Below are 23,811 nucleotides of genomic sequence, written 5' to 3' on the forward strand. Positions count from 1 at the left end.
TGCTCTTGATTACAGAATGAATAATGTAACGACTTAATATATACTAATCGACCCTCGCGGCTGGTTAGCAACAAAAAAATTAGTAGGAAATATAAATAGTGAAATTTTATAACCTTAAAGAAAATGATGAAACTATCAGTTTTGCTGGTGCAGTAAAACAAGGTTTAGGTAGAAATCAGGGATTATTTTTCCCACAAGAAATCCCTAAACTAGATAACATTGAAGAGTTACTCGCTATGCCATTAGTAGAGCGTAGCGTTCAGGTTTTATACCCTTTTGTAAGTGAAGATTTAACAAAAGAGCAATTAACTGACATCGTAACTTCAGCATTTAATTTCCCTGCTCAAATTCAACCAATTAGCGAAGATCGTGCAATTTTAGAATTGTTCCATGGTCCAACATTAGCTTTTAAAGATTTTGGTGCTCGCTTTATGGCTAAGTGTTTACAAACATTTAGCAAAGACAAAAAAATTACTATTTTAACAGCGACATCTGGTGATACTGGCGCTGCAGTTGCTCATGCTTTTCACGGTATACCAAACATTCGTGTTGTTATCATGTATCCAAAAGGCAAAATCAGCTTACTTCAAGAAAAAATGTTTACAACTCTTGGTGGTAATATTGAAACAATCGCTGTTGAAGGCGACTTTGATGACTGTCAGGCATTAGTTAAAAAATCATTTGATGATGAAGAACTTAAAACAACGATTGGTTTAAACTCAGCTAACTCAATTAACATTAGCCGTTTATTAGCTCAAATTTGTTATTACTTTGAAGCAGTTGCTCAATTGACTCGCCAAAAAGGAAATACGAAATTAGACAACATCATATTCTCTATTCCAAGTGGTAACTTTGGTAACCTTACAGCCGGCTTATTTGCTAAAGCTTTAGGTTTACCAATCAAGCGTTTTATCGCTGCGACTAACGAAAATGATACCGTTCCTCGTTATTTAGAGACAGGCGAATGGACACCTCACGATACGGTTGCAACTATTTCTAACGCTATGGATGTTAGTAACCCTAACAACTGGCCACGTGTAGAACATATGTTAAAAAGCGGCATAGTGCCTGAAGACAGTGTTAGCTCTGTATCAATTGACGAGCAACAAACTCAAATCACTATGATCCAATTAGCTAAATTAGGTTACATCAGCGAACCTCATGCAGCCGTTGCTTTTAAAGCATTACAATACGGTGCTCAAGACAACGAATTTGGTGTATTTTTAGGTACAGCTCATCCAGCTAAATTTAAAGATGTAGTAGAAAGCACATTAGGCCAACCTATTGGTTTACCTAAAGAGCTTGCTGATTGTGCAACTGAAACTATTCTTTCGGTTGATATGGCAGCTGACTTCAGCGAATTACGTAAATATTTATTAGCTAAAGCTTAGACTTCTAGTATAAATAAAAGCTAAACTAAAAATATAAAATTAAGGCAGCCAATTGGTTGCCTTTTTTGTATCCGTATATCTAATACCAAACGGATTAAGTAAAAAATTTTAAAGGTAAACATTTCATGAAAACACTTCCTCAGTGGCAAACTATTATTGAACAAGAACAAAGTAAACCCTACTTCAAAGAGCTGACACAAAACATAGCCAGCCAACGTGAAAGCGGTGAAATAATTTATCCTAATCAAGCTGATGTATTTAACGCTTTTAGCTATACCGATTTGGCTGATGTGAAAGTCGTGATCCTTGGACAAGATCCTTATCACGGTTGTAATGAAGAAAATACACCTCAGGCTCACGGATTAGCATTCTCAGTCGCTCGCGGCTTTAAAGTGCCACCATCACTCGTTAATATGTATAAAGAGCTAACAACAGATGTAGAGGGCTTTGTAACACCTCAACATGGCAATTTAAGTGCTTGGGCTGAACAAGGCGTATTATTACTAAATACTGTACTTACGGTTAAAAAAGCTAACGCACACTCTCATGCTAAATTAGGTTGGGAAAAATTTACCGATGCGATTATTCAAGAAATTAATACACACAACAAAGGCTGTGTATTTATTTTGTGGGGTAGCCATGCGCAGAAAAAAGGAAAAAATATTGATGACATAAATAAAGGTGGTAAACACTTAGTATTAGCAGGTCCTCATCCTTCTCCTCTTTCAGCATATCGTGGTTTTTTTGGTTGTCAGCATTTTTCAAAAGCCAATACCTGGTTAACTGAAAATAACCATACGCCTATTGATTGGAAAATTACTTAACGTATACCTCGATAATTTAACCCGAACAAAGGTTAATTTAGTATGATATTAAATAGATCAGCATCACCTCATTGTAAATAAGAGATAACTAGTGGAATTTATTGTTGTAATTGCCGTATTAATATTAGCTTGGCTAATTTGGCAACTGTTTAAAGCAAAGCAATACACGCGCTTTAAAGTGCTTATAGAAACAGAATTGAAACCTAAGGTGATAGCAAAAATAATTGAAGATTTGAATGACAACAGATCTGAGCTATTTCCGAATAATGCCATACACGAACAAGCGGCACTGTATTACTGGACACAATACAAAGGACGTATTTTAAAAGCTGCGTTAATTCACGAAATAATTGATGAAGAATGGTTGAAGAGCACAGGTAACTTAAGAAACAGTCAGCACCTTTTTCATGTAGAGCAAGAGTATTTATAACTTATAAAAGCCAATACTCATGCTCTTAAAAAAGCTAACCTATCTAGATTAGCTGATACGTTGGAATTGAATATCCCAAACGCCATGACCTAAACGTTGACCACGATTTTCAAACTTAGTTAGCGGACGTGAATCAGGACGCGGTACGTAGTCACTTGTTTCTGACAAGTTTTTATAGCCTGGTGCTGAATTCATATCTTCAAGCATACATTCCGCATAGTTTTCCCAATCTGTTGCCATATGAAATACACCGTCAGACTTTAGCTTTTGACGGATTGTTTCAACAAATTCTGGTTGTACAATTCTGCGTTTATGATGCTTCTTTTTATGCCAAGGATCAGGGAAGAATAACTGTACCGTAGTTAATGAACCATCAGGAATACAATCAGCTAAAACTTCAATCGCATCATGCTCATAAACTTTAAGGTTATTAACGCCCTCTTCCTGCGCTAACGAAATACAAGCACCAACACCTGGTCTATGTACTTCTACACCAATAAAGTTTACTTCAGGCGCATTCTTAGCCATTTCAACAAGGGACTTGCCCATACCAAAACCTATTTCTAAAACAACAGGGTTGGTATTACCAAATAACGCTTCAGCATTAATTAAACCATCGCTATGACTTAACCCCATAACACCCCAAAAATCTTCAAGGGCTTTCGCTTGGCCATTAGTTAATCGACCTTCTCGCTTAACAAAACTACGTACTTTTCTAATGTACTTACCTTCTTGTTCAGCTTGCTCAATGGTTTTATGGTTTCTTTCTTCAGTCATAACGTTTCTTAATTTATTAAAAGGTTAAATAGGATATGTTCAAAACATGCATAAGGGCACATTATAATGGCTTATTTGCTAACAATATAGTGGTTAGCAAATAAGTCGATTAATCGAAATAGACTATGCAGCCCACCAAACATCGTATAATGCGCTTACTGAAACAGCTTTAGCGCCATTCTCAGTTAACCATTTCTCAACACTTGTGCGGTGCTCTTCAGTACATTTACCTAGTTTTTGCGTACAAACTAAGCCATGCCATAAAGTATCGCCTTCACCACCAAAACCTAAGCCTTGTGGTTCAATTGCTTCAGCGAAAAATTTATTCATAAAAGTATCAACTTGCTCGTCAGTACTTTTTTCATCTAATGTAAAGCCAATGTCAAAACCTAACTCTTGATACTCTTCAACACGTAATTTTTTACGTAAACGACGGTTTCTATTTTTTGCATTAATTTTCATTGATGATCCTTAAAAGTGTCATATTTTACTCAGAGATTATTTGCACGCTTAATAAGATATTAGCAGTACAAGGGCGAGAGGATAATGGTTACCCAAATTATTGCAAGATTATTTAGCGTTTAACACCACACAATAACAAATTGAGACCCCCTCTATTATTAGCTACACTAACGCCCCTATGACAAATACTATAAAAATATCTCCGACTTCAGCCAAGAAATTTGGCTCACAAGTTGTTGAGTGGTATCACAAACAAGGTAGAAAGCACCTACCTTGGCAGCAAAACAAAACCCCTTATCGCGTATGGATTTCAGAAGTTATGTTGCAACAAACACAAGTTGCTACAGTAATTCCTTACTACCAACGTTTTATGGAAAGCTTTCCCACCATTACAGACTTAGCAAATGCTGATGAAGATAAAGTATTACATCATTGGACAGGCTTAGGTTATTACGCTCGCGCCAGAAACCTGCATAAAGCCTCAAAAATAATGGCTGAGCAATATAAAGGCGAGTTTCCCTTAACAATAGAAGAAGTAGTAGCTCTTCCAGGCATTGGTCGCTCAACTGCAGGCGCAATATTAAGCTTAGCCTTAAATCAGCATCATGCAATACTCGATGGTAATGTAAAACGTGTTTTAGCGCGATGCTACACAGTAGACGGCCATAACGGCCAAGCTAAATACGAAAAAGCCCTATGGCCAATAGCTGAAACACTAACACCTAAAGAATCTGTTGCTCAGTTCAATCAAGCAATGATGGACTTAGGCTCGCTTATTTGTACGCGTAGCAAGCCTAAATGTGATGAATGCCCTCTTCAATCAGGTTGTTTAGCTTATTCATTAAACGAACAAGCTAACTACCCACAGAAAAAGCCTAAAAAAGTCACACCAGAAAAAAGCACTATTATGGTTATTCCACGTGTTAACGATGAAGTACTTATGGAAAAGCGCCCTCCTACAGGTATATGGGGTGGATTATGGTGTTTTGTAGAAGTTGAAACATTAGAAGATATCAATCCATTACTCGAAACATTGAACTTAAAAGCTAATGGTCAGCAAACATTACCTGAGTTTAGACATACTTTCAGCCACTTTCATTTAGATATAACAGCAGTAATAGTTGATTGTGAAAGAATAAACGGCATAACAGAACATGAAATAAACGAAATAGATCAGCAACAATGGTATGATCTAACCAAACAATCGTCAGTAGGATTAGCCGCTTCCACTAAAAAGCTAATAACCCAACTAACACTTGAACATTATTAATAAAATTTATTAACAAAGAGAACATTATTATGAGCCGCACCGTTTTATGTCAGCACTTAAATAAAGAAGCCGAAGGATTAGGTTATCAACTTTACCCAGGTGAGGTAGGTAAAAGAATTTTCGATAATATTAGTAAAGAAGCTTGGACTCTTTGGCAAAAAAAACAAATCATGCTAATTAATGAGAAAAAAATGAACATGATGGAAGCAAACGACCGTGCATTTTTAGAAAAAGCTATGATTGAATATCTTTTTGAAGGAAAAGAACCAGAAATCGAAGGCTACGTTCCTGTTCAAAAGTAAGCGTTAAAATATAGAACTAACTAGCTGCTGTGTAAAAATCACCTAAAGATAGACGTTAAAGGCAGCAACAAGTAGAAAAAACAATCAAACAACACTTTTTTATAAAAAAAGTGTTGACTGATAAAAAGAAAAACAGTCTAATAGCGCCCGTCTTCAAGGCAAAGCTAAAAAGACGAAAGATTTAGAAAAAGCCCCGATAGCTCAGTTGGTAGAGCAGAGGATTGAAAATCCTCGTGTCCCTGGTTCAAATCCGGGTCGGGGCACCATTTTACAGAGTAGGTGTTTATTAATTTAATAAATGTTTATTCGGTGCCAAGATAGATTAGTTAACTATTAATTTATCGCACACAGCTTTGTGTGCCGACTTAGCTCAGTTGGTAGAGCAACTGACTTGTAATCAGTAGGTCGCCAGTTCGACTCCGGCAGTCGGCACCATTCATAACGAAGCCCTAACATTTGTTAGGGCTTTTTTATTTCTCAGATTAATATGCTTACCCGAAAAATAAGCAGGTCGCCAGTTCGGTTTAAACCAAAGGCAGTCAGTAGCATTTATAAGAAAACCCTAATATTTATTAAGGATTTTTTATTTCAAAGGTTAATATGTTAATCCGATAAGTAAGCAGGTCGCCAGTTCGGTTTAAACCAAAGGCAGTCGACAGCATTTATAAGAAAACCCTAATATTTGTTAAGGCTTTTTTATTTCAAAGGTTAATATGTTAATCCGATAAGTAAGCAGGTCGCCAGTTCGGTTTAAACCAAAGGCAGTCGACAGCATTTATAAGAAAACCCTAATATTTGTTAAGGCTTTTTTATTTCAAAGGTTAATATGTTAATCCGATAAGTAAGCAGGTCGCCAGTTCGGTTTAAACCAAAGGCAGTCGACAGCATTTATAAGAAAACCCTAATATTTGTTAAGGCTTTTTTATTTCAAAGGTTAATATCCATCAGCCTACAACTGATGAAGTAGAGAATACAATTGAATCAACTCTGTTGATTCGGTGCCAAGATAGTTAGTTCAATGAACATAATTATCGCACACGTTTTCGTGTGCCGACTTAGCTCAGTTGGTAGAGCAACTGACTTGTAATCAGTAGGTCGCCAGTTCGACTCCGGCAGTCGGCACCATTCCTTCGTAGGAAGCATCAAGCCCTAACCTCGGTTAGGGCTTTTTTGTATCTAAGATTAAATGCTTACCCGAAAAATAAGTAGGTCGCCAGCTCGGTTTAAACAGCTGGCAGTCGACACTATTCATTCCTAGGAAGTATCAAGCCCTAACTTCGGCTAGGCGTTTTTGTATCTACCGATAAGTGCTTACCCGAAAAATAAGCAGGTCGCCAGCTCGGTTTAAACAGCTGGCAGTCAGCAGCATTTATAAGAAAAACCTAACATCTGTTAAGGTTTATTTATTTCTAAGATTAATATGCTAACCCGAAAAATAAGTAGGTCGCCAGCTCGGTTTAAACAGCTGTCAGTCAACACTATTCATTCCTAGGAAGTATCAAGCCCTAACTTCGGCTAGGCGTTTTTGTATCTACCGATAAATGCTTACCCGAAAAATAAGCAGGTCGCCAGTTCGGTTTAAACCACTAGCCGTCGACACCACCCCTTTGTTAAAAGCATCAAGTCATAACCTCAATTAAGTCTATTGCTCTAATGATTAATAGAATTATAAACGAGGTAACATTCACATGTTATAACTCACTAACAGTAACTAAAGTTATTTAATTTTTTTCTCATATAATTATAAATTTAAGCTCTAATTAACTAAGATCAAGCTTAGTTTATAAAGACAACCTTATTATCTGACCATCTAATCAAGTTGTATTAATAGAACCTTTAGTTATAGTGCAATAAAAGCTGTTTTTAAATGGCTGATATATTGTTATATTGTAACGGTTTTAATTCAACAACTGCTATTAGTGACTATTCAAAAACAAGAATGAAGAATTCTCTTATACGAATCTACCTTAATAAGAACGTTCTCCGCATCTAAAACTAGTCTCTGATCATAGTAGCAATAAATTTATTCATACTATGTGATTCCGAGCATTAAAATCTTAAACACTTTAAGGTTTTAATTAACTAGAACAATAAGATAAGAAATAAACATGAAACTTAAAATTATTAAAGCGTTTGCTGTAATATTTTTGCCGCTTTCAATAGCGTCATCAGTTAATGCATCAGCAATTAAACAGACCAAAGGCGATTTTGAAGACAAATTTCGTCAACTAGAAGAAGTTCTTCCTACACCCAATGTCTACCGAAATGCAGCGGGTGAGCCAGGTGAGAATTATTGGCAACAAAAAGTTGACTATAAAATCAAGGCATCACTTGATGAAGAAAAACGCCGTATAACAGCCAGTGAAAAAATTACATACCAAAATAACTCTCCGTACAAGTTAAAGTACTTATGGGTGCAATTAGATCAAAACATCTTCAAAGAAGACTCTATTGCTAATATGGCAAACAACTTTGGTGGTATTGGTCGTCGTGGTCCATACACAAAAACAGGTGATGCAGAAACACCAGCAAAAATTAGTTTAGGTGAATTACGTCGCCAGCAATTTATGGCTGATAACGAATTAGGTTATGAAATTAGTGCTATTAAAGACAGCAGAGGCAGAAAGCTAGACTTTACTGTTGTTGGTACGCAAATGCGTATCGACCTACCTAAGCCTGTAAAATCAGGTGGTAACGTTGAGTTTTCTATCGACTTCGCTTTCAACATTGTTGAAGAAGATGCAGTGTCAGCACGTTCAGGTTACGAACATTTTGAAAAAGACGATCGCGAAGGCGGTAACGACATTTTCTTACTAGCACAATGGTTCCCTCGCCTTCACGCCTATACAGATTACGAAGGTTGGAATAACAAAGAATTCTTAGGTCGTGGTGAGTTCACGCTAGAATTTGGTAATTATGAAGTAGAGATTGAAGTTCCTGCGGATCATATCGTTAGTGCTACAGGTAAATTAGCTAACCCTAAAGATGTACTAACAAGAACGCAACGTAATCGTTTAGAAAAAGCTGAAACATCTAAGCGCCCAGTATTTGTTGTTACTGAAGAAGAAGCTTTAGAAAACGAGAAAGAAGGCACTAACAAGCGTAAAACCTGGAAGTTTAAAGCTGACAATGTACGTGACTTTGCTTGGGCTTCTTCACGTAAGTTTATGTGGGATGCTAAAGGTTATAAACAAGGTGGCGATGATATGCCATTTGTTATGGCAATGTCTTTCTATCCTAAAGAAGGTGGAGATCTTTGGAAGAAGTACTCTACAGAATCTATTGTTCATACAATGGAGGTTTACTCTCGCTACTCGTTTGACTACCCATACCCAACAGCCCAATCAGTTAATGGCCCTGTAGGTGGAATGGAATATCCGATGATCACTTTTAATGGACCACGTACTGAGTTACAAGACGATGGTTCTCGCACTTATTCACAAGCTGAAAAACGCTTCTTAATTGGTGTTGTCATTCACGAAGTAGGTCACATTTATTTCCCTATGGTGGTTAACTCTGACGAACGTCAATGGACTTGGATGGACGAAGGCTTAAACAGCTTCTTAGATGGTATTGCTGGTCGTGAATGGGATCCTACAATTCCTTGGGGAGTTGAACCTCGCGATATTACTGGTTACATGAAGTCTCAAAACCAGGTACCAATTATGACACAGTCTGACAGCGTTTTACGTTTAGGCCCTAATGCTTATACAAAACCTGCTGCTGCACTTAACGTTTTACGTGAAGTGATTTTAGGTCGTGAACTATTTGATTTTGCTTTCAAAGAATATGCTGCTCGCTGGAAGTTCAAACGCCCTACTCCATCTGACTTTTTCCGTACAATGGAAGAAGCATCTGGTGTTGATTTAGATTGGTTCTGGCGTGGTTGGTTCTACTCTACAGATCACGTAGATATCTCAATAGATAAAGTATATAAAATGCGTTTAGATACTCATAATCCAGATATTGATTACGGTCGTTTACGTCAAATTGAACTGGATAAGCCGTCTTCATTATTTGTTGAACGTAACAAAGCAGAAGGTAAAGAGTTGTGGGTTGATCGTAACTCTGACGTAACTGATTTTTACGACGAAAACGATCGTTTCACCGTTACAAATAAAGAACGTAATAAGTACAATAAATTCTTAAAAGGTTTAAAGCCTTGGGAAGTTAAAGCGCTAGAACGTGCAGTGAAAGAAGATAAAAACTATTACGTATTAGAGTTCTCAAATCTTGGTGGTTTAGTTATGCCAATTATTTTAGAGCTAACATATAAAGATGGTTCAAAAGAAAGTCAGTACATTCCTGCTGAAATTTGGCGTAGAACACCAAAACACGTGAGTAAACTTGTCGTGAGCGATAGCGACAAAGAGTTAGTTAGTGTTACTGTTGATCCAGGTTGGGAAACTGCTGATGTTGACGTAGAGAACAATCACTACCCACGTCAAATAATTCCAACACGTGTTGAAGCATACAAAGCTAAGAAGAGCACAGCTAAAGTTAGTCGCGATATCATGAAAGATATAAAAACAGAACTTAAAACCGAAGAAGATGATGAAACAGAAGATAAGAAGGACAAATAATGTCTAAAAGTTTAATCATTTTTATAGCTGTTTTTCTAATGGTGGTAACAAGTATCGCTTCTACAAACGTAGCGTTTGCGCACCAACAAAAAGCAGCTGAAACAACGGTAACCTTTAACAAACGCTCTGGTCAATTAGAGGTATCACATAGATTTTACATGCATGACACTGAGCATGCAGTTCAATCATTATTTGATAAGAATGCTGACATCATTAACCTAAAGAAAACACAGCAGCAATTTGCTGACTATGTGGCTAAGCAATTTTTAGTTCGCTCTTTAGCAGATGAAGAACTGCCTTTAACTTCTGTGGGTTATGAAGTAGAAGGTAAGTTTTTCTGGGTGTATCAAGAAACAGCAATACCAACTGGACTAGATGGTTTGAAGTTGTTTAATGGTACATTACGCGATCTTTGGCCAACACAAATCAATATGGTTAATATTGAAGGTAAAGACAAAATTCGTACTTTATACTTTAGCGACAACAAAGACTGGTTAATAACGAAATTTAACTAATCTATTGCTTATGCTATACAGGTATTAATTTGATTTTGACCTGAGTTAGCTCTGTGCTTTTTACAAAACATGATAAAGATATTATTGTATTTGTAGTTAAGCGAGCGACCACAGTTGGTATCATTAATAACAAAGCCTTAACAGAAATGTTGAGGCTTTTTTTATCTGAAATTGATAACTTTAAAAAACACTAACCCATGGATGTATTGTAATTATTTTGATCTACAATAAATTATTCGCTTTCTTAATAATGGTGACTACTATTTACATTAAAGGTACATTTTTGTTGAACGATCGGTTAGGATAATTCTAAATGTTACAAATTGTGTATATCTTTTCTATGGAAGGTAATTAATGACTCGTATTCGCCAGTACACTCTTATTTTAACTTTCTTATATCTATTCTTTTCGTTATTTTCCCGCGCGACCCATGCGGAGATCCCGACACAAATTATTAAAGATGATGTGATCAAACTTGAACAATTTGAAATGGGATATTTTGTCGACAGCAAACAAGACATGACTTTTACTGAGGTACAGCAGCAAGAATTTAAATTAGCACCTAATGCATTATCTTTAGGCACTACGTCTAAAACGACCTGGTCTAAAATAAAGCTTAATAATGCAAACACATCAACAATAAAGGTTTACCTTCATCATCCTTACGCTTATCACAATAGTAAACTAGAACTCTATGAAGTTATTGATGGCAAACTAGTACGTGAGCGTTTACTTGATATGGACAACAGAGAAACTCAAGAGTGGATGTATCGTGGTAGTGGTGTATTTGATATTACCTTGAAGCCCTCTCAACATAAAACGTTGTTTGTTAAAAGCGTGGCCTTTTCACACCAGTGGTATGCACTTAATATTTATAACGAAGATCAATCAAAAAGAGTGCTACTAGGTCAATACACCGACATTGCATTAGCCGTTGGAATGCTGTTAGCACTTATCATTTATAACTTTTTATTATTCTTTACCTCACGTTTAAGAGAGCATTTTTATTACGCCTGTTATCTCGTTTCTGGCGGTTTTTGGATTGCCCTTTCTTATGGGTTAATCGCAGACCTTTTTAATGTGTACGGTACCAATATCCTCAAATGGCATTTATCTCTAGTTTGCATGCCTATATTCTTATTGTTGTTCATGATGAATATTTTTGAAACCAAGAAAAAATATCCTATTGAACATTGGGCATTATTATCCATTCTTGCTTTATTGATCGTAGATTTAGTTTATGGCCTATTTGATATTATTACCGCACTTAACTATGCCAGCACTTTAGCTGCAATAATGATGTTTGTTAGCCTTTCAGTAACGCTTTCAATGCTGGTTCGAAAACAGCCTATCGCTCTTTTCTTTTTAATTGGTCATGGGTTATTTGTAATATTTAGCACCTGCGCTGTGCTTTTTTATAAAGGCAAAGCAGATTTTGGTTATATCAACAGTCATGGAGTCGGTATTGGAATACTGCTAGAAGCTCTTGTCCTGTCGCTTATTATTGCTTACCGCATTCGTATGTTAGAGAAGTTGAAGTCATCTCAAGCAGACTTACAACTGCTGGCTACAACGGACCCTTTAACTCAATTATTTAACCGACGTTATTTCAGTGATGCTGCTAACTTGTTATTAAAGCAAGCTATCCGTACTCAACAAGCGACTTCTATCGTTATTATTGATATAGACCTCTTCAAAAAGATCAACGACACTTATGGCCATGCCTCTGGAGATCAAGCCATTAAACAAGCAGCTGAAGTGATAAGAGGAAAATCTCGAGCTCAAGATGTTTTAGCTCGTTATGGTGGCGAGGAGTTTATTATTCTTATGCCGAGTACTTCAGTACACGATGCTTTTAAATTGTCAGAACGTATTAGAATCGAGTTAGAAAACACAATATTTAAAGTCGATAAAAATGAATTCAGTTTTACCATTAGCGCAGGAATTTCAGGCGTTGATTTTAAACAGCCAGACATACAAGAAACAATTAACAGGGCTGATAAAGCACTTTACAAAGCAAAAAATAACGGGAGAAATCAGTCTCAATTTTTTATATAGTTTATTTTTATATAACTGATTGTTTTCTCTTACAAACATAGAAAAATATGAACGAATATAGCCTAATGTATAAACAAAGCCTTATGCCGCTTTAAAATTTTTGCTTAATTATCTGCAATACCCTCTTCTATCGCTTACAATAAAGTTTTTCTATAACTTAACTTCTCTATGTATATCAATCCCACGTGGCGCATATTAACAATAGGTGATGGTGACTTATCCTTCTCTTGTTCTTTATTAAAGCATTATCAACCAGCAACATTAACGGCGACCATTTTTGACGATTATGCTTCGTTAACAGATAAATACAGTGCCGAGCACTATCAGCAATTACAGGCTAAAAATTGTGATGTGCTAACCCGTTTTGATGTCACCAAGAGTGAAACATGGGGAGAGTTAAACAAGCATCAATTTGATGTGGTTATTTTTCAGTTTCCACTGTTGCCTGCATTCAATTCAGTTGAAGACTTTAATCAGCAATGCGGTGATAACTTAAAAACAGTTAGCTTAAATACTTTGCACAGACGGTTACTGCGTAAATACTTATTAAATTGTTTTAATGAGTTTTTAGATAGCGAAGGCGCACAACTCGCGTTTATTACCTCAAAAGATGTGAAACCTTATCGTCAGTGGAATATCGAAGCAGCGTTAACACTGCATACTGATATTAATTATCTTGGCAATATGCCCTTTGAGATTGAAAAATTCCCAGGTTATAAAATCAGGAATGTAGACCGAGATAAACATGTAAAAGACACTCAAGGGATCAGTTATGCTTTTAGTCGTAAAAACACGACGGAGCTTGCTAGCATGCTAGTAAAACCTAAGTACTTAAGTGAAAACTATTGTACTGCATGTCGCGTTGGCCCGTTTCATACAGAGCAAGATAGAGTGAATCACCTCGCCAGCAAAAGGCATCAGCAGATGGATAGATTTGAACAGCAATGGCTTGCTGACATTAAGTAACGAGTATAGAGCCATTAAAAGTCTTAACTTTACTACTATTGTAACGCTCAGTATTCAACATATTTAAAAAGGCTAAACCATGCAGGAACATTTACAAACCCTGATCCGCTTATTACAGAAAAACGATCTAAAAGGTCTTCTTCAACATTACTTAGATTCGAGTGAGGTTCAGAATACAGCTCAATTAGGCTTTATGTTTCAACAGGGAGAGATAAAGTTATCTCATTTTGATTATTTTCAGCAGCTAGCGACAAGCTTCATTGAAGCAAAAGGTTTATCACATTCGCTTATCGCCAGAATACAAACCAGCAATACCTTAAACTTTTTTACGCCCGCACTGCAATTAGCCGATAATTTTAAAAAAGTAGACGATCATCAACGTAATGTACTTCATTATTTATTTACGAATAACAAAGTGCTTACCACCTCTGGTCAGCCACCATTCAATTATTTACGTTCGATGATGTTATTTGGCAGTAACATCACTTTATGTGATGGACTTTGCCAACGAGACAAACAAAACCTCACTCCGATAGAAGCGTATTTATTGACTAATAAAAATTTAACATCATTAGCGAATCACGAACTAACGGCGTTATTGGCTTTAATAGAAATTGAAAGTAAGCAGCAAGACGTAACTCAAGCTAATTACCCTTTATTTATTAAAACGCTGAAAGTTTTATATAAAGAACAAGCAGCACTGGCTAACAAAGGTTTACAACGTACCCTGTTAATTGCGACTTATTATACAAAGTCGATAGAAGAAGTTACTCAAGATATAGGAATAATATAAACTTAATATAAACATAGTATTGAAAGTAATAGAGGGTTATAGCATTAGTTATTTATTCTACCGTAGCGTCATTCTTAAGAGTTGAGATAAGCGTTAATATTTGCAAAAAAGTCTATCTTCCAGCTGATAAAATCAGATTAAAGTATACTGTATATTCTCATTATTTGGTCTATTATTATATAAACGCCTAAGTTGTAGAAAGTGTATATTTGACCGAAACTAATTCAAAATTAAATAAATTCATGCAACGCGATGCCGCAGTTATATTATATGGCAATGCGGTTGCAGGTATTTTAATAAGCTTATTAACCTCTAGTTTTTTAGTTTTTGCTTTTAGCTATCCCCGAATTGATCCTCTCAAAAAGATATGGTGGTGGGTGATGACCTGCCTCTTACTCATAAGATTCTTCGATATGATTTGGTGGGAAGTCAAACTCAAAAAAACACAGTTTGATGGCAATATAGCGACCATCCGCTTTATTACAGGCGCAAATTTAACAGCCTTAATGTGGTCGGTTTATCTAGTTTATTGTACTACGCAAGGTAATGATATTGAGCTAACCACAACAATTATTGCTATTGCCGCTATGGCAGGCGGCTCATCAACTGTGCTTGCAGCTCACAAATATACCGCTATTTTTTTCCCTTGTATTTTACTTACCCCTGGCTCTATAGGCTTAATATTATCAGACCAGAAACATCTTCAATTATTAGGTATTCTTGGCTTATCTTTCTCTATTGTTATGTTGGTTATTTCTAGAAACTCAGCAAAATTTACCGCTAATACTTTATTTTTAAAAAATGAAAACTCTATTTTAGTTCATCAAATGGAAGAGAAGGTTAAGCAACGTACTCATAAAATCTATGAGTTATCAAACCTAGACCCACTCACGCGCTTATTCAATAGAACGGCTTTTTTAGAACAATTAAAAGTAGTAACAACAACACCCCAAAAACCTTTTGCTTTATTGTTTATTGATCTTGATGGCTTTAAAAAGATTAATGATTCGATAGGACATAAGGCTGGTGATGATATTTTAAGAGAAACAGCAAACCGTTTGAGTCAATTTACAAAAGACTCTCAGCTTTTATGCCGTTGGGGAGGAGATGAGTTTCTCATTGTATTTTCAGATATCGATGAGGCTTCTGCTGTTGAAAAGTCCAAGCAGCTCATAGCCTTACTTTCTGAACCTCATAATACCGAAAACAGCATATTATCGGTTGGCGCAACAATAGGAATAGCTCTCTACCCTATTCATGCCAAAACAGAAGATCGTTTGATCCAGTTAGCTGATATGGCAATGTACTATCAGAAAAAACAAATGCGCTCCGCAGTATGTGTATTTACAGAAGAAATGGAAAAACTCTTTGCTTACGATTTACATTTAAAGAATGGATTAACCAAAGCCATTGAAAACAAACAGCTCAGATTGGTGTTTCAACCGATTATATGTTCTAAAACTTTAAATATAGCGGCTTTTGAAGCACTGCTCAGGTGGCAGCTTGACGATGAAAATATTCCGCCTGACGAATTTATTCCTATCGCAGAGCAATATGGTTTAATTCATGAGATAGGCGCATGGGTATTACAACACGCTTGTATGCAAGCTAAACAATGGGACAACAAACGAGAAATTATTGTTTGTGTGAATGTATCGATTATTCAGCTGCAAGATGAAAACTTTATCGGAATTGTTGAAGAAGCACTTTCAAGCAGTTTATTACCCGCCGAGTTATTGCATATTGAAATTACAGAATCGGTTTTCGCTTCTGATTTAGTTGTTATCACCAATCAAATAAAGTCACTGCAATCTATGGGGGTCCAAGTCTCTATTGATGACTTTGGTACAGGCTACTCTTCCCTTTCAGCGATGCAAGACTTAGCCGTAAACATGGTTAAAATAGATCGCTCATTTGTAAATAAAGTAGACAGCAATGGCAAGGCGATTATCTCCGCTGTAATGCATATGTCTTCAGCTCTTAACTTCACAGTAATTGCTGAAGGTGTTGAAACCGAAGAACAGTCTCAAGCGTTGTTACAGCTCGGTGTACATTACTTTCAAGGTTATTATTATTCTAGACCGATAGAAATAGAGAATATTCCAAGCTATTTGGAAAGCAAACATAGTAATACCGCTTAAAAACACCTTCTAAACATGCTTACAAACACCGCTTATAAAAAAGCCCCAACAATAATGTTGAGGCTAGTTTCTACTTCACATACTTAATATTTTTCACAACAAAATAAACAATCAATCAATAGCTTGATTCTTAGCTCTTTCTTATCTATCAAGATTAATGATGTGTATGTGTTGCTTCAGTCACTTTACTCTCAGCTGTTTGCTTAGCTTCTTTTTCAGCTGCTTTGGCTAAGGCTTTAACATGAATAATAGGTTCATTTCTTACACACATTAATGCTTCATTGAATAACTGACACGAGCCTTTAAATAAGTCTTCATCACCATTGGTGTAAGAACACGCCTCTTTTATCTGTTTATCAGCACAAGCTTGCCAAGGAGCTTGATGAGTATGAGAGTCGTGCGCATTAGCACTTGATATGCCTGCTAACAGTACAAAAAAGGTAAATGCAATTCGATTAAAAATAGTCATTATTGTGCAGTCTCACCTGTGAAACAGCCGATAAAAAGATTTTCACCAGGACCTGCTGAATGATAATGATAACCACGAACATCATCTGTATGTCCACGACACGAATCTAAATCAGTTTCTTCTTCGTTATTTTCATCTAGCATACTGTGAATAGCGTAACCATCAAGTGCATAGCCAAAAGCACCACCGTGTCCATCGGCTTCAACAGCAATAGCAGGACAAGTACCTTCGCCATGATTTGCGCCATGGTAATGATAGCCAGCAAATGGATTTACATGTCCAACACAGTCATCGAATGCAGCAATAGTATATGCACTTAAAATAGCTTCAGTAGGTGCAGCCGCATCTAGAGTTACACCATTAAAAGTTACACCAATACTGTCTCGACCAACAGCCCCAGCACTAGAACGTGCAACAGGAGTTACAGGAATTAAGAAGGTAGATTCTATGCCCTCACCTTCAGCATCACTGTAATAGTTAATATCACACTGCACACAAAAGTTATTATATTCGGCTGCTACATCAGGTCTTGCTGCTGCCTCACATGATGTTTGCGTATCAGTGATATTAATAGCACCCGTTGCTTCGTTGAATAACTGCCAGTTACTATCGCCATAAAAGCTATCTAAATTACTAACAAACTCGCCAGTAAGATCATATAACACGCCATCATCAAACCATTTACCCGCATCAACGGCTTCAGTTGAAGTGCTTTCTGGACAAAATGGACCTAGTTCACTTCGATCTGAAGGGAAACCACTCACGGTAATAGAGTAACAAGTCGATGATTCGCCATTAGATAAAGTACAAGATACTTCAGTAATAGAAGCTGACGAATCAAATTTAGTGGTATCAACAGAATAACCACTAACTTCACCTGTTGGTTCGGTTTCAGTTTCTGTTTCAATCACTACTTCGGCACTATCTTCTGAAGTTGTATTTTCTGAATCACTGCCGCCGCAACCAGCAAAAAGTAAAAGGCTTAATACAGGTACACCTAACGTTAAAACTTTATTCATGACAACTCTCTATTTATAAATTTATGTAATAGTGCATTACAATTGTGCAAGAATTGTGGAAATAGTAAGGAGATGAGAAGAAATAAGAAAATATGATCAACTTTTAACATGCCTGAATACACACTTTAAAAAAGATCTTATGCTTATATAAATATTCTAGGGATCTTACTTTTATTGTATTTACTATTTACCTTTAATTATTTCGTTATAGGTAGCTAATAGCAATCAAACAGATGAATTATATTCACTCGTCGGATGATTTTTTAACGTTTGTCACTATTCTTGCAAGGATATATTATTATCTTGTTTTTAAATCTCCCCGATTGAAAAGCATTTTATATTTTTGGACGCCATTTGAGCGTCCTTTTTTTTTCTTATTTTTTCGATATATTAAATAAGAAAAGAACACTTTCATTACCTATTTATAAGTACTTCCTTTCAATAAATATTTAACTGCACTTCACATTTAGCCTTACTGAATGGGCAACACAAGTGAATATTACTCAGTTCATGGATGATTTTTTAGCATTTGTGATCAACGATACTTCTTAATAATATGAATGTGTTTTGAATCTTCCTGATTCATCAAACAAGGTGTTATTTTAAGCGCTCTTATGTGCTTTTTTTCTAAATTTAGTTTTGACTATTATATATAATTTACTATAGTTAGAACTGGTTTGGTGCATTGTGCTGCACCAAAATAAGTCATAAAATCTTAAAGTACGAAAATACTTGTAGCTTTCTATTTAACTGGTTGTTTTTTAAGTTTAATTTAAATGTTATATTACGGGTCTAATTATTGCTTTAATTGATTATAAATAACTACCTTGTTGTAAATAATATGCCAATTCAAACTCCGATCAGAGGCCTAAGGTCTTTTTGTATAGCCGCTAAATGTTTAAGTTTTAAACATGCAGCTTCACAACTTTTTTTAACGCCTTCCGCTGTTAGTCATCAAATTAAACAGTTAGAAGAGCAACTTGGTATTTGTTTATTTAAAAGACAAACCCGTGCTATTGAGTTAACCAGTGCTGGAAAGTTATTTTATCAATCAGTTAACCCTTTGATAAACCAGTTAGAATCTACCATATCTGATTTTACTAACAGTCAGCAGAATACAAATATCATTATTAGCATGCCTGAGTTCTTTGCTAGTGAGCTATTTATTCCGAAATTAAGCCAATGGGCAGAAGAAAATCCAACCATTAACTTACAGCTTGAAACCGTAAAGTCAGGTTCAAAGCCATCTCAAGTTGCTGATTTGTCGATTGTATTGGCAAATGGAAAACCTAATGCAAGCATAGTTCACGATCTATTTCCGATCAGATACGCTCCAGCCTGTAATAAAGCGCTTTATGAAAAGTGGAAAGAAAGTGGCGTAGACGCTCTTAAGTCTATTCCATTACTATTACATCGCTCACGTCCGTGGTCTTGGCATCAATGGGCTGAGAAAAAAGGCATTCTAGATTTCGATCCTAAACAAATCATACAATTTGATAGTATGTTTGGTGTTGCTCGTGCCGCACAACAAGGCATGGGAATAGCATTAATCCCTTTACCTATGAGTGATGCGTGGTTTAATGAAGGTTCGTTAGTTAAGTTATTTGAAGACGAACTTGTAACAAATGATCGTTATTACTTAATTCAGCATGAGAATTTAGAAAATCAAAGTGAACTTGAAATATTCGCCAAGTGGGTTAAAACAACGTTTTTAGATACCAGTACTCAGTAAAATTTAATCAATTTTTAGCTATACACTAGTCAAAACCAGCTATTCACTGGTAGAATTGAAGGTAAATTTATTGTAAAAAAATAAAGAGACCGATTTAAGATGGGAAGAGCTTACCAAAACCGTAAATTATCGATGGCCAAAACTCAAGGCGCCAAAACTAAAGTATATTCAAAATACGGTAAAGAGATATACGTTAGTGCTAAAAACGGAAGTACAGATCCTGATAGTAACTTATCCCTTCGTCGCTTAATTGAAAAAGCTAAAAAAGACCAAGTACCTACTCATGTAATTGATAAAGCTATTGAAAAAGCTAAAGGTGCTGGCGGAGAAGATTATAACGAAGCTAGGTATGAAGGTTACGGACCTGGCGGCTGTATGGTTATTATTGATTGCTTGACTGATAACGGCAACAGAACCATTAAAGACGTACGTCAATGCTTCACTAAAACAAATTCAAAAATAGGCTCTTCAGGCACTGTTTCTCATATGTTTTCTCACCAAGCGGTATTTGCATTTAAAGGTGAAGATGATGAGTCCGTATTTGAAAACTTATTAATGGCTGAGATTGACGTAACTGATGTTGAAGTTGAAGATGGTATAATTACTGTTTTTGCTCCGCATACTGAGTTCTTCAAAATTAAAACAGCGTTTGCTGATAGCATGCCAGAGTATGACTTAGAAGTTGAAGAAATCACATTTGTTCCTCAAAGCTACACTGAAGTTACTGATGAAGAAGATGTGGCTAACTTTGAGAAGTTTATCGCTATGTTAGACGATTGTGATGACGTACAAAACGTTTATCATAATGCTGAAGTTGCTGAAATAGAAGAATAAAAAATATTTATAGTATTCAATAAAAAAGCATCTAGCCGCTTGGCTTAGATGCTTTTTTTATATCTGTTATTTATAAAAACAATAAATATGAAAGAGCTTAGCTCGAGTTGAACTTTCTTTCTTCTTGTTTTACTTCTTGCCAAAAACCTTCAAGCTCTTCTAACTTGTGTTCTGTAAAAGCTTTAGATGAATCATTCACTTTAGCTTCTACCGACTGGAAACGCTTTGTGAACTTGCTATTCGCTTTTCGTAATATCGTTTCAGGATCTTGTTTAGCATGGCGACACAAATTAACAACAGCAAATAACAAGTCACCTAGTTCTTCAGCTAAGGCATCGGGATCACGATGTAATTCAGCTTTAACTTCTTGAACTTCTTCTTCAATTTTATCGAAAACATCATCAAGGTTATCCCAGTCAAACCCAACATGTGAACAACGTTTTTGTATTTTGGCTGCTTGCGATAATGCGGGTAAGTTTTTAGGAATATCAGCAAGAATACTCAATGTATGTTGATCAGTGCTTGTGCTTTCTTGCGTGTTTTTTTGCTCACGCTCTTTCGCTTTTTCATTTTCCCAATTAGCTTTAATATCAGCATCTGTTGATAAATCAGTATCTGAAAACACATGAGGATGACGCCTGATCAACTTTTCACATATAGCATCAACAACATCATCAAAACCAAAGAGCTTTTCTTCTTCGCCTAGTTGGCTATAAAAAATCACTTGAAAGAGTAAGTCGCCTAATTCTTTTTTTAGCTCCGCATAGTCTTTTTGCTCTATCGCATCAGCCACTTCATAGGCTTCTTCAATAGTATGAGAAACTACAGAGGCGAAGGTTTGCTTTATACCCCAAGGACAGCCTGTTTCAGGATCTCGTAAGCAAGTCATTATCCAACGCAGTTTTTCGATGGAAGCTTTATCGTTTAACATGTTATTTTACCGCTTTATTTTCAGAGTCACTTTTCTAAACGTTAGTAAGTATTAAAAAACGCATATTTAAGATTTAAACACGCTTAGCTTCAATAATATCGTCAAGTTGTAGTAATTTAACTATTAGCCTTTTCAAAACTTCATGATTCGTTAATTCAAGTTTCAAAAACATCGAGGTCGTTTGCTGTGTATGATCTGAATGCGTATCCATACCAACAATACTCACACGTTCATTAGCGATAATAGTAGAAATGTCTCGTACTAAACCTTGCCTATCACTCGCTATAAGTTGCACGGTGACCTGATAGCTAGATTTCTGCTCGTCACCCCACTGAACTTCGATTTCCCTTTCAGGTTGCGAATGAAGTGCATTGGCAAGCTGATCACAGTCAATTCTATGTACTGATATTCCACGACCTTGCGTGATAAAACCTAAGATATTATCGCCTGGTACAGGATGACAACATTTCGCCATATGGGTCATTAAGTTACCAACACCTGAAACAGTTACACCATTAGCATCAGCTTTTAATTTTTGTGATGGATTAGGTTCTTTTACAAGTGATTGAGGATCAATATCTTCAAAAGCTTTAACATCATCATCTTGTTGATTTAGGCAATTAACTATTTGCTGTAAACGTGCACCACCCGAGCCAATAGCCGCATAAAGTTCATCTACACTGCTTACATTAAAACGTTTAAAGGTTTGCGTTAGGTCAACCTGTGAAAGGTGTAACTTATTAAGCTCAGCGTCGAGTAACTCTTTACCTGATGCAATATTTTTATCTTTGTCTGCATGCTTAAAGAAATATTGTACTTTAGAGCGAGCACGCGATGTATGTATGTAATGTAAATTAGGATTTAACCAATCTCGACTCGGTGTTGCCTTTTTACTACGTAAAATTTCAACTTGATCGCCTGTTTTTAATTTATGAGTGAAAGGTACTATACGCCCAAAAACTTTTGCGCCAACACACGTATTACCTACGTTTGAATGAATATAATAGGCAAAGTCTAATGGCGTAGAGTTAACTGGTAAATCAATCACCTCTCCGCTTGGAGTAAAGACATAAATACGGTCTTCAAATACTTGGCTTCTGAATTCGTCAATTAACTCGCCGCTTTCAGTTACATCTTCTTGCCACTGTAATATTTTTCTTAACCAGCTAATCTTGTCATCAAAACCTGTGGTTTTTCCTGATGCTGTACCTTCTTTGTAACGCCAATGAGCAGCAACACCTAATTCGGCATCATCATCCATTTGTTGCGTTCTAATTTGTACTTCAACCGCTTTACCTTCTGGTCCAAGTACAACGGTATGAATCGACTGATAGCCGTTAGATTTTGGTGTTGCTACGTAATCATCAAATTCGCTAGATAAATGTTTCCAGTTGGTGTGTACAACACCTAAAGCGCTATAACAATCTTGTAGGCGATCTACAATGATCCTTACGGCACGTACGTCAAACAGTTGCTCAAAGTCTAACGACTTTTGTTGCATCTTTTTCCATATGCTAAAAATATGCTTAGGACGACCAAACACTTCACCGCGTACTTCTAATGTTTTGAGTTGCGTAGACAAGTTACTTACGAAATCAACCATGTATTGTTCGCGGTCGAGACGCTTTTCATCAAGTAGTTTAGCTATTTTCTTGTAGGTATTAGGATGTAAATATCTGAAAGCTAAGTCTTCAAGCTCCCATTTTAATTGACCAATACCTAAACGGTTAGCAAGTGGTGCATAGATATTAACGGTTTCTTTTGCGCTTATAACTTTGGTTTCTTCGTCTTCATTTTTTACCATACGTAAATGGCATAAACGTTCAGATAATTTGATCACTACAGCGCGTACATCGTCCACCATGGCGAGTAACATTTTACGAATGTTGTCGATATGTGTGCCCGAAACTTGTCCACTGTGTCTTTTTTGTAGGATTTTAATCGCGTCCATTTGATTGACGCCATCACACAAACCATAAATGGATGGGTTAAAGTTTTCTTCTATGTAGGTTAGTTCAATACATTTATATTCAAGTAAAGGACACATAAAAGCAGCGCACAATGAATCTTTATCAAGATTAAGTGCAGAAAGAATTTCAACCATTTCTTGTGATTTAGTCAGGCACTCATCTTGGCCATCAAAAAATGGGGATATCTTTTCCCATAACACTTTTATCGCATCTTTTTTTACATCAATAAGCTCTAAAGTTTTTAACCATTGCTCAAAATTTAATGATGATGTTTGATGTGAACGACGAACTGAAACCATAAAATCCTACTTTTTTGAAATGCGATAACTAGATTACAAAACATT

At 36.2% G+C, this 23,811-nt stretch carries 19 protein-coding genes and 3 tRNA genes; 16 read left to right on the forward strand and 6 right to left on the reverse strand.

Translation table 11 applies throughout. From position 1 onward, the window contains the following. The first annotated feature begins 98 nt into the window (after positions 1–98). The 3 genes from thrC (at position 99) to ACPUVN_RS13230 (ending at position 2,645) form a co-directional block, all read left to right on the forward strand. Positions 99–1,391, forward strand: a complete 1,293-nt coding sequence (gene thrC / locus ACPUVN_RS13220; RefSeq protein WP_426359859.1) for a threonine synthase — start codon at positions 99–101, stop codon at positions 1,389–1,391. Positions 1,392–1,516: 125 nt separating this feature from the next. Then, a complete protein-coding gene (gene ung / locus ACPUVN_RS13225; RefSeq protein WP_426369234.1) occupies positions 1,517–2,215 on the forward strand; it encodes a uracil-DNA glycosylase in 699 nt (232 codons plus the stop codon). Between the two features lie 91 nt (positions 2,216–2,306). Beyond that, positions 2,307–2,645 (forward strand): hypothetical protein, encoded by a 339-nt coding sequence (locus tag ACPUVN_RS13230; RefSeq protein WP_426359857.1) that lies wholly within the window; start codon positions 2,307–2,309, stop codon positions 2,643–2,645. A 48-nt stretch (positions 2,646–2,693) separates the two neighbouring features. On the opposite strand, the gene trmB is transcribed toward ACPUVN_RS13230, so the two are convergent. Together trmB and ACPUVN_RS13240 are read right to left on the reverse strand one after the other, a co-directional pair. Further along, on the reverse strand, positions 2,694–3,422 hold the full coding sequence (trmB, locus tag ACPUVN_RS13235) for a tRNA (guanosine(46)-N7)-methyltransferase TrmB (RefSeq protein WP_426359856.1): 729 nt from the start codon (positions 3,420–3,422) through the stop codon (positions 2,694–2,696). 123 nt (positions 3,423–3,545) lie between these two features. Then, entirely contained in the window at positions 3,546–3,884 is a 339-nt protein-coding gene (locus ACPUVN_RS13240; protein WP_426359855.1) for a 50S ribosome-binding protein YggL, read from the reverse strand. A 178-nt stretch (positions 3,885–4,062) separates the two neighbouring features. Between ACPUVN_RS13240 and mutY the strand changes: the two genes are divergently transcribed. The 11 genes from mutY to ACPUVN_RS13295 all read left to right on the forward strand — a co-directional run bounded on the left by mutY (position 4,063) and on the right by ACPUVN_RS13295 (position 16,512). Then, entirely contained in the window at positions 4,063–5,154 is a 1,092-nt protein-coding gene (gene mutY, locus ACPUVN_RS13245; RefSeq protein WP_426359854.1) for an A/G-specific adenine glycosylase, read from the forward strand. Positions 5,155–5,183: 29 nt separating this feature from the next. Continuing rightward, positions 5,184–5,456: an oxidative damage protection protein gene (locus tag ACPUVN_RS13250; RefSeq protein WP_426359853.1), complete on the forward strand. Its 273-nt coding sequence runs from the start codon at positions 5,184–5,186 to the stop codon at positions 5,454–5,456. A 190-nt stretch (positions 5,457–5,646) separates the two neighbouring features. Next, positions 5,647–5,722, forward strand: a tRNA-Phe gene (locus ACPUVN_RS13255). Positions 5,723–5,815: 93 nt separating this feature from the next. Next, positions 5,816–5,891 (forward strand) — tRNA-Thr (locus tag ACPUVN_RS13260). A 614-nt stretch (positions 5,892–6,505) separates the two neighbouring features. Then, positions 6,506–6,581, forward strand: a tRNA-Thr gene (locus ACPUVN_RS13265). 983 nt (positions 6,582–7,564) lie between these two features. Next, entirely contained in the window at positions 7,565–10,039 is a 2,475-nt protein-coding gene (locus ACPUVN_RS13270; RefSeq protein ID WP_426369235.1) for a M1 family metallopeptidase, read from the forward strand. Then, positions 10,039–10,554, forward strand: coding sequence for a DUF6702 family protein (locus tag ACPUVN_RS13275; protein WP_426359852.1), 516 nt, complete (start codon positions 10,039–10,041; stop codon positions 10,552–10,554). The genes ACPUVN_RS13270 and ACPUVN_RS13275 overlap by 1 nt, the downstream gene beginning before the upstream one ends. A gap of 354 nt (positions 10,555–10,908) precedes the next feature. Beyond that, a complete protein-coding gene (locus tag ACPUVN_RS13280) occupies positions 10,909–12,612 on the forward strand; it encodes a sensor domain-containing diguanylate cyclase (RefSeq protein WP_426359851.1) in 1,704 nt (567 codons plus the stop codon). Positions 12,613–12,780: 168 nt separating this feature from the next. Further along, positions 12,781–13,578 (forward strand): class I SAM-dependent methyltransferase, encoded by a 798-nt coding sequence (locus ACPUVN_RS13285; RefSeq protein WP_426359850.1) that lies wholly within the window; start codon positions 12,781–12,783, stop codon positions 13,576–13,578. Positions 13,579–13,657: 79 nt separating this feature from the next. Further along, positions 13,658–14,371 (forward strand): hypothetical protein, encoded by a 714-nt coding sequence (locus ACPUVN_RS13290; RefSeq protein WP_426359849.1) that lies wholly within the window; start codon positions 13,658–13,660, stop codon positions 14,369–14,371. Between the two features lie 209 nt (positions 14,372–14,580). Beyond that, positions 14,581–16,512 (forward strand): putative bifunctional diguanylate cyclase/phosphodiesterase, encoded by a 1,932-nt coding sequence (locus ACPUVN_RS13295; RefSeq protein WP_426369236.1) that lies wholly within the window; start codon positions 14,581–14,583, stop codon positions 16,510–16,512. A gap of 154 nt (positions 16,513–16,666) precedes the next feature. Here ACPUVN_RS13295 and ACPUVN_RS13300 read toward each other — a convergent pair whose 3' ends face one another. Both ACPUVN_RS13300 and ACPUVN_RS13305 read right to left on the reverse strand, forming a co-directional pair. Beyond that, positions 16,667–16,981, reverse strand: a complete 315-nt coding sequence (locus ACPUVN_RS13300) for a hypothetical protein (RefSeq protein ID WP_426359847.1) — start codon at positions 16,979–16,981, stop codon at positions 16,667–16,669. Further along, positions 16,981–18,000 (reverse strand): YHYH protein, encoded by a 1,020-nt coding sequence (locus ACPUVN_RS13305; protein WP_426359846.1) that lies wholly within the window; start codon positions 17,998–18,000, stop codon positions 16,981–16,983. Before ACPUVN_RS13305 ends, ACPUVN_RS13300 begins: the two co-directional genes overlap by 1 nt. Before the next feature lie 847 nt (positions 18,001–18,847). Here ACPUVN_RS13305 and ACPUVN_RS13310 point away from each other — a divergent pair. Further along, positions 18,848–19,732: a LysR family transcriptional regulator gene (locus tag ACPUVN_RS13310; protein WP_426360530.1), complete on the forward strand. Its 885-nt coding sequence runs from the start codon at positions 18,848–18,850 to the stop codon at positions 19,730–19,732. A gap of 99 nt (positions 19,733–19,831) precedes the next feature. Continuing rightward, positions 19,832–20,566, forward strand: a complete 735-nt coding sequence (locus ACPUVN_RS13315; protein ID WP_426359845.1) for a YebC/PmpR family DNA-binding transcriptional regulator — start codon at positions 19,832–19,834, stop codon at positions 20,564–20,566. Positions 20,567–20,663: 97 nt separating this feature from the next. Here ACPUVN_RS13315 and mazG read toward each other — a convergent pair whose 3' ends face one another. Then, on the reverse strand, positions 20,664–21,497 hold the full coding sequence (mazG, locus tag ACPUVN_RS13320; protein WP_426369237.1) for a nucleoside triphosphate pyrophosphohydrolase: 834 nt from the start codon (positions 21,495–21,497) through the stop codon (positions 20,664–20,666). A 73-nt stretch (positions 21,498–21,570) separates the two neighbouring features. Continuing rightward, on the reverse strand, positions 21,571–23,766 hold the full coding sequence (gene relA, locus ACPUVN_RS13325; protein ID WP_426369238.1) for a GTP diphosphokinase: 2,196 nt from the start codon (positions 23,764–23,766) through the stop codon (positions 21,571–21,573). Positions 23,767–23,811 lie beyond the last annotated feature (45 nt).

Source organism: Pseudocolwellia antarctica, assembly GCF_049933045.1.
Classification (GTDB): Bacteria; Pseudomonadota; Gammaproteobacteria; order Enterobacterales; family Alteromonadaceae; genus Pseudocolwellia.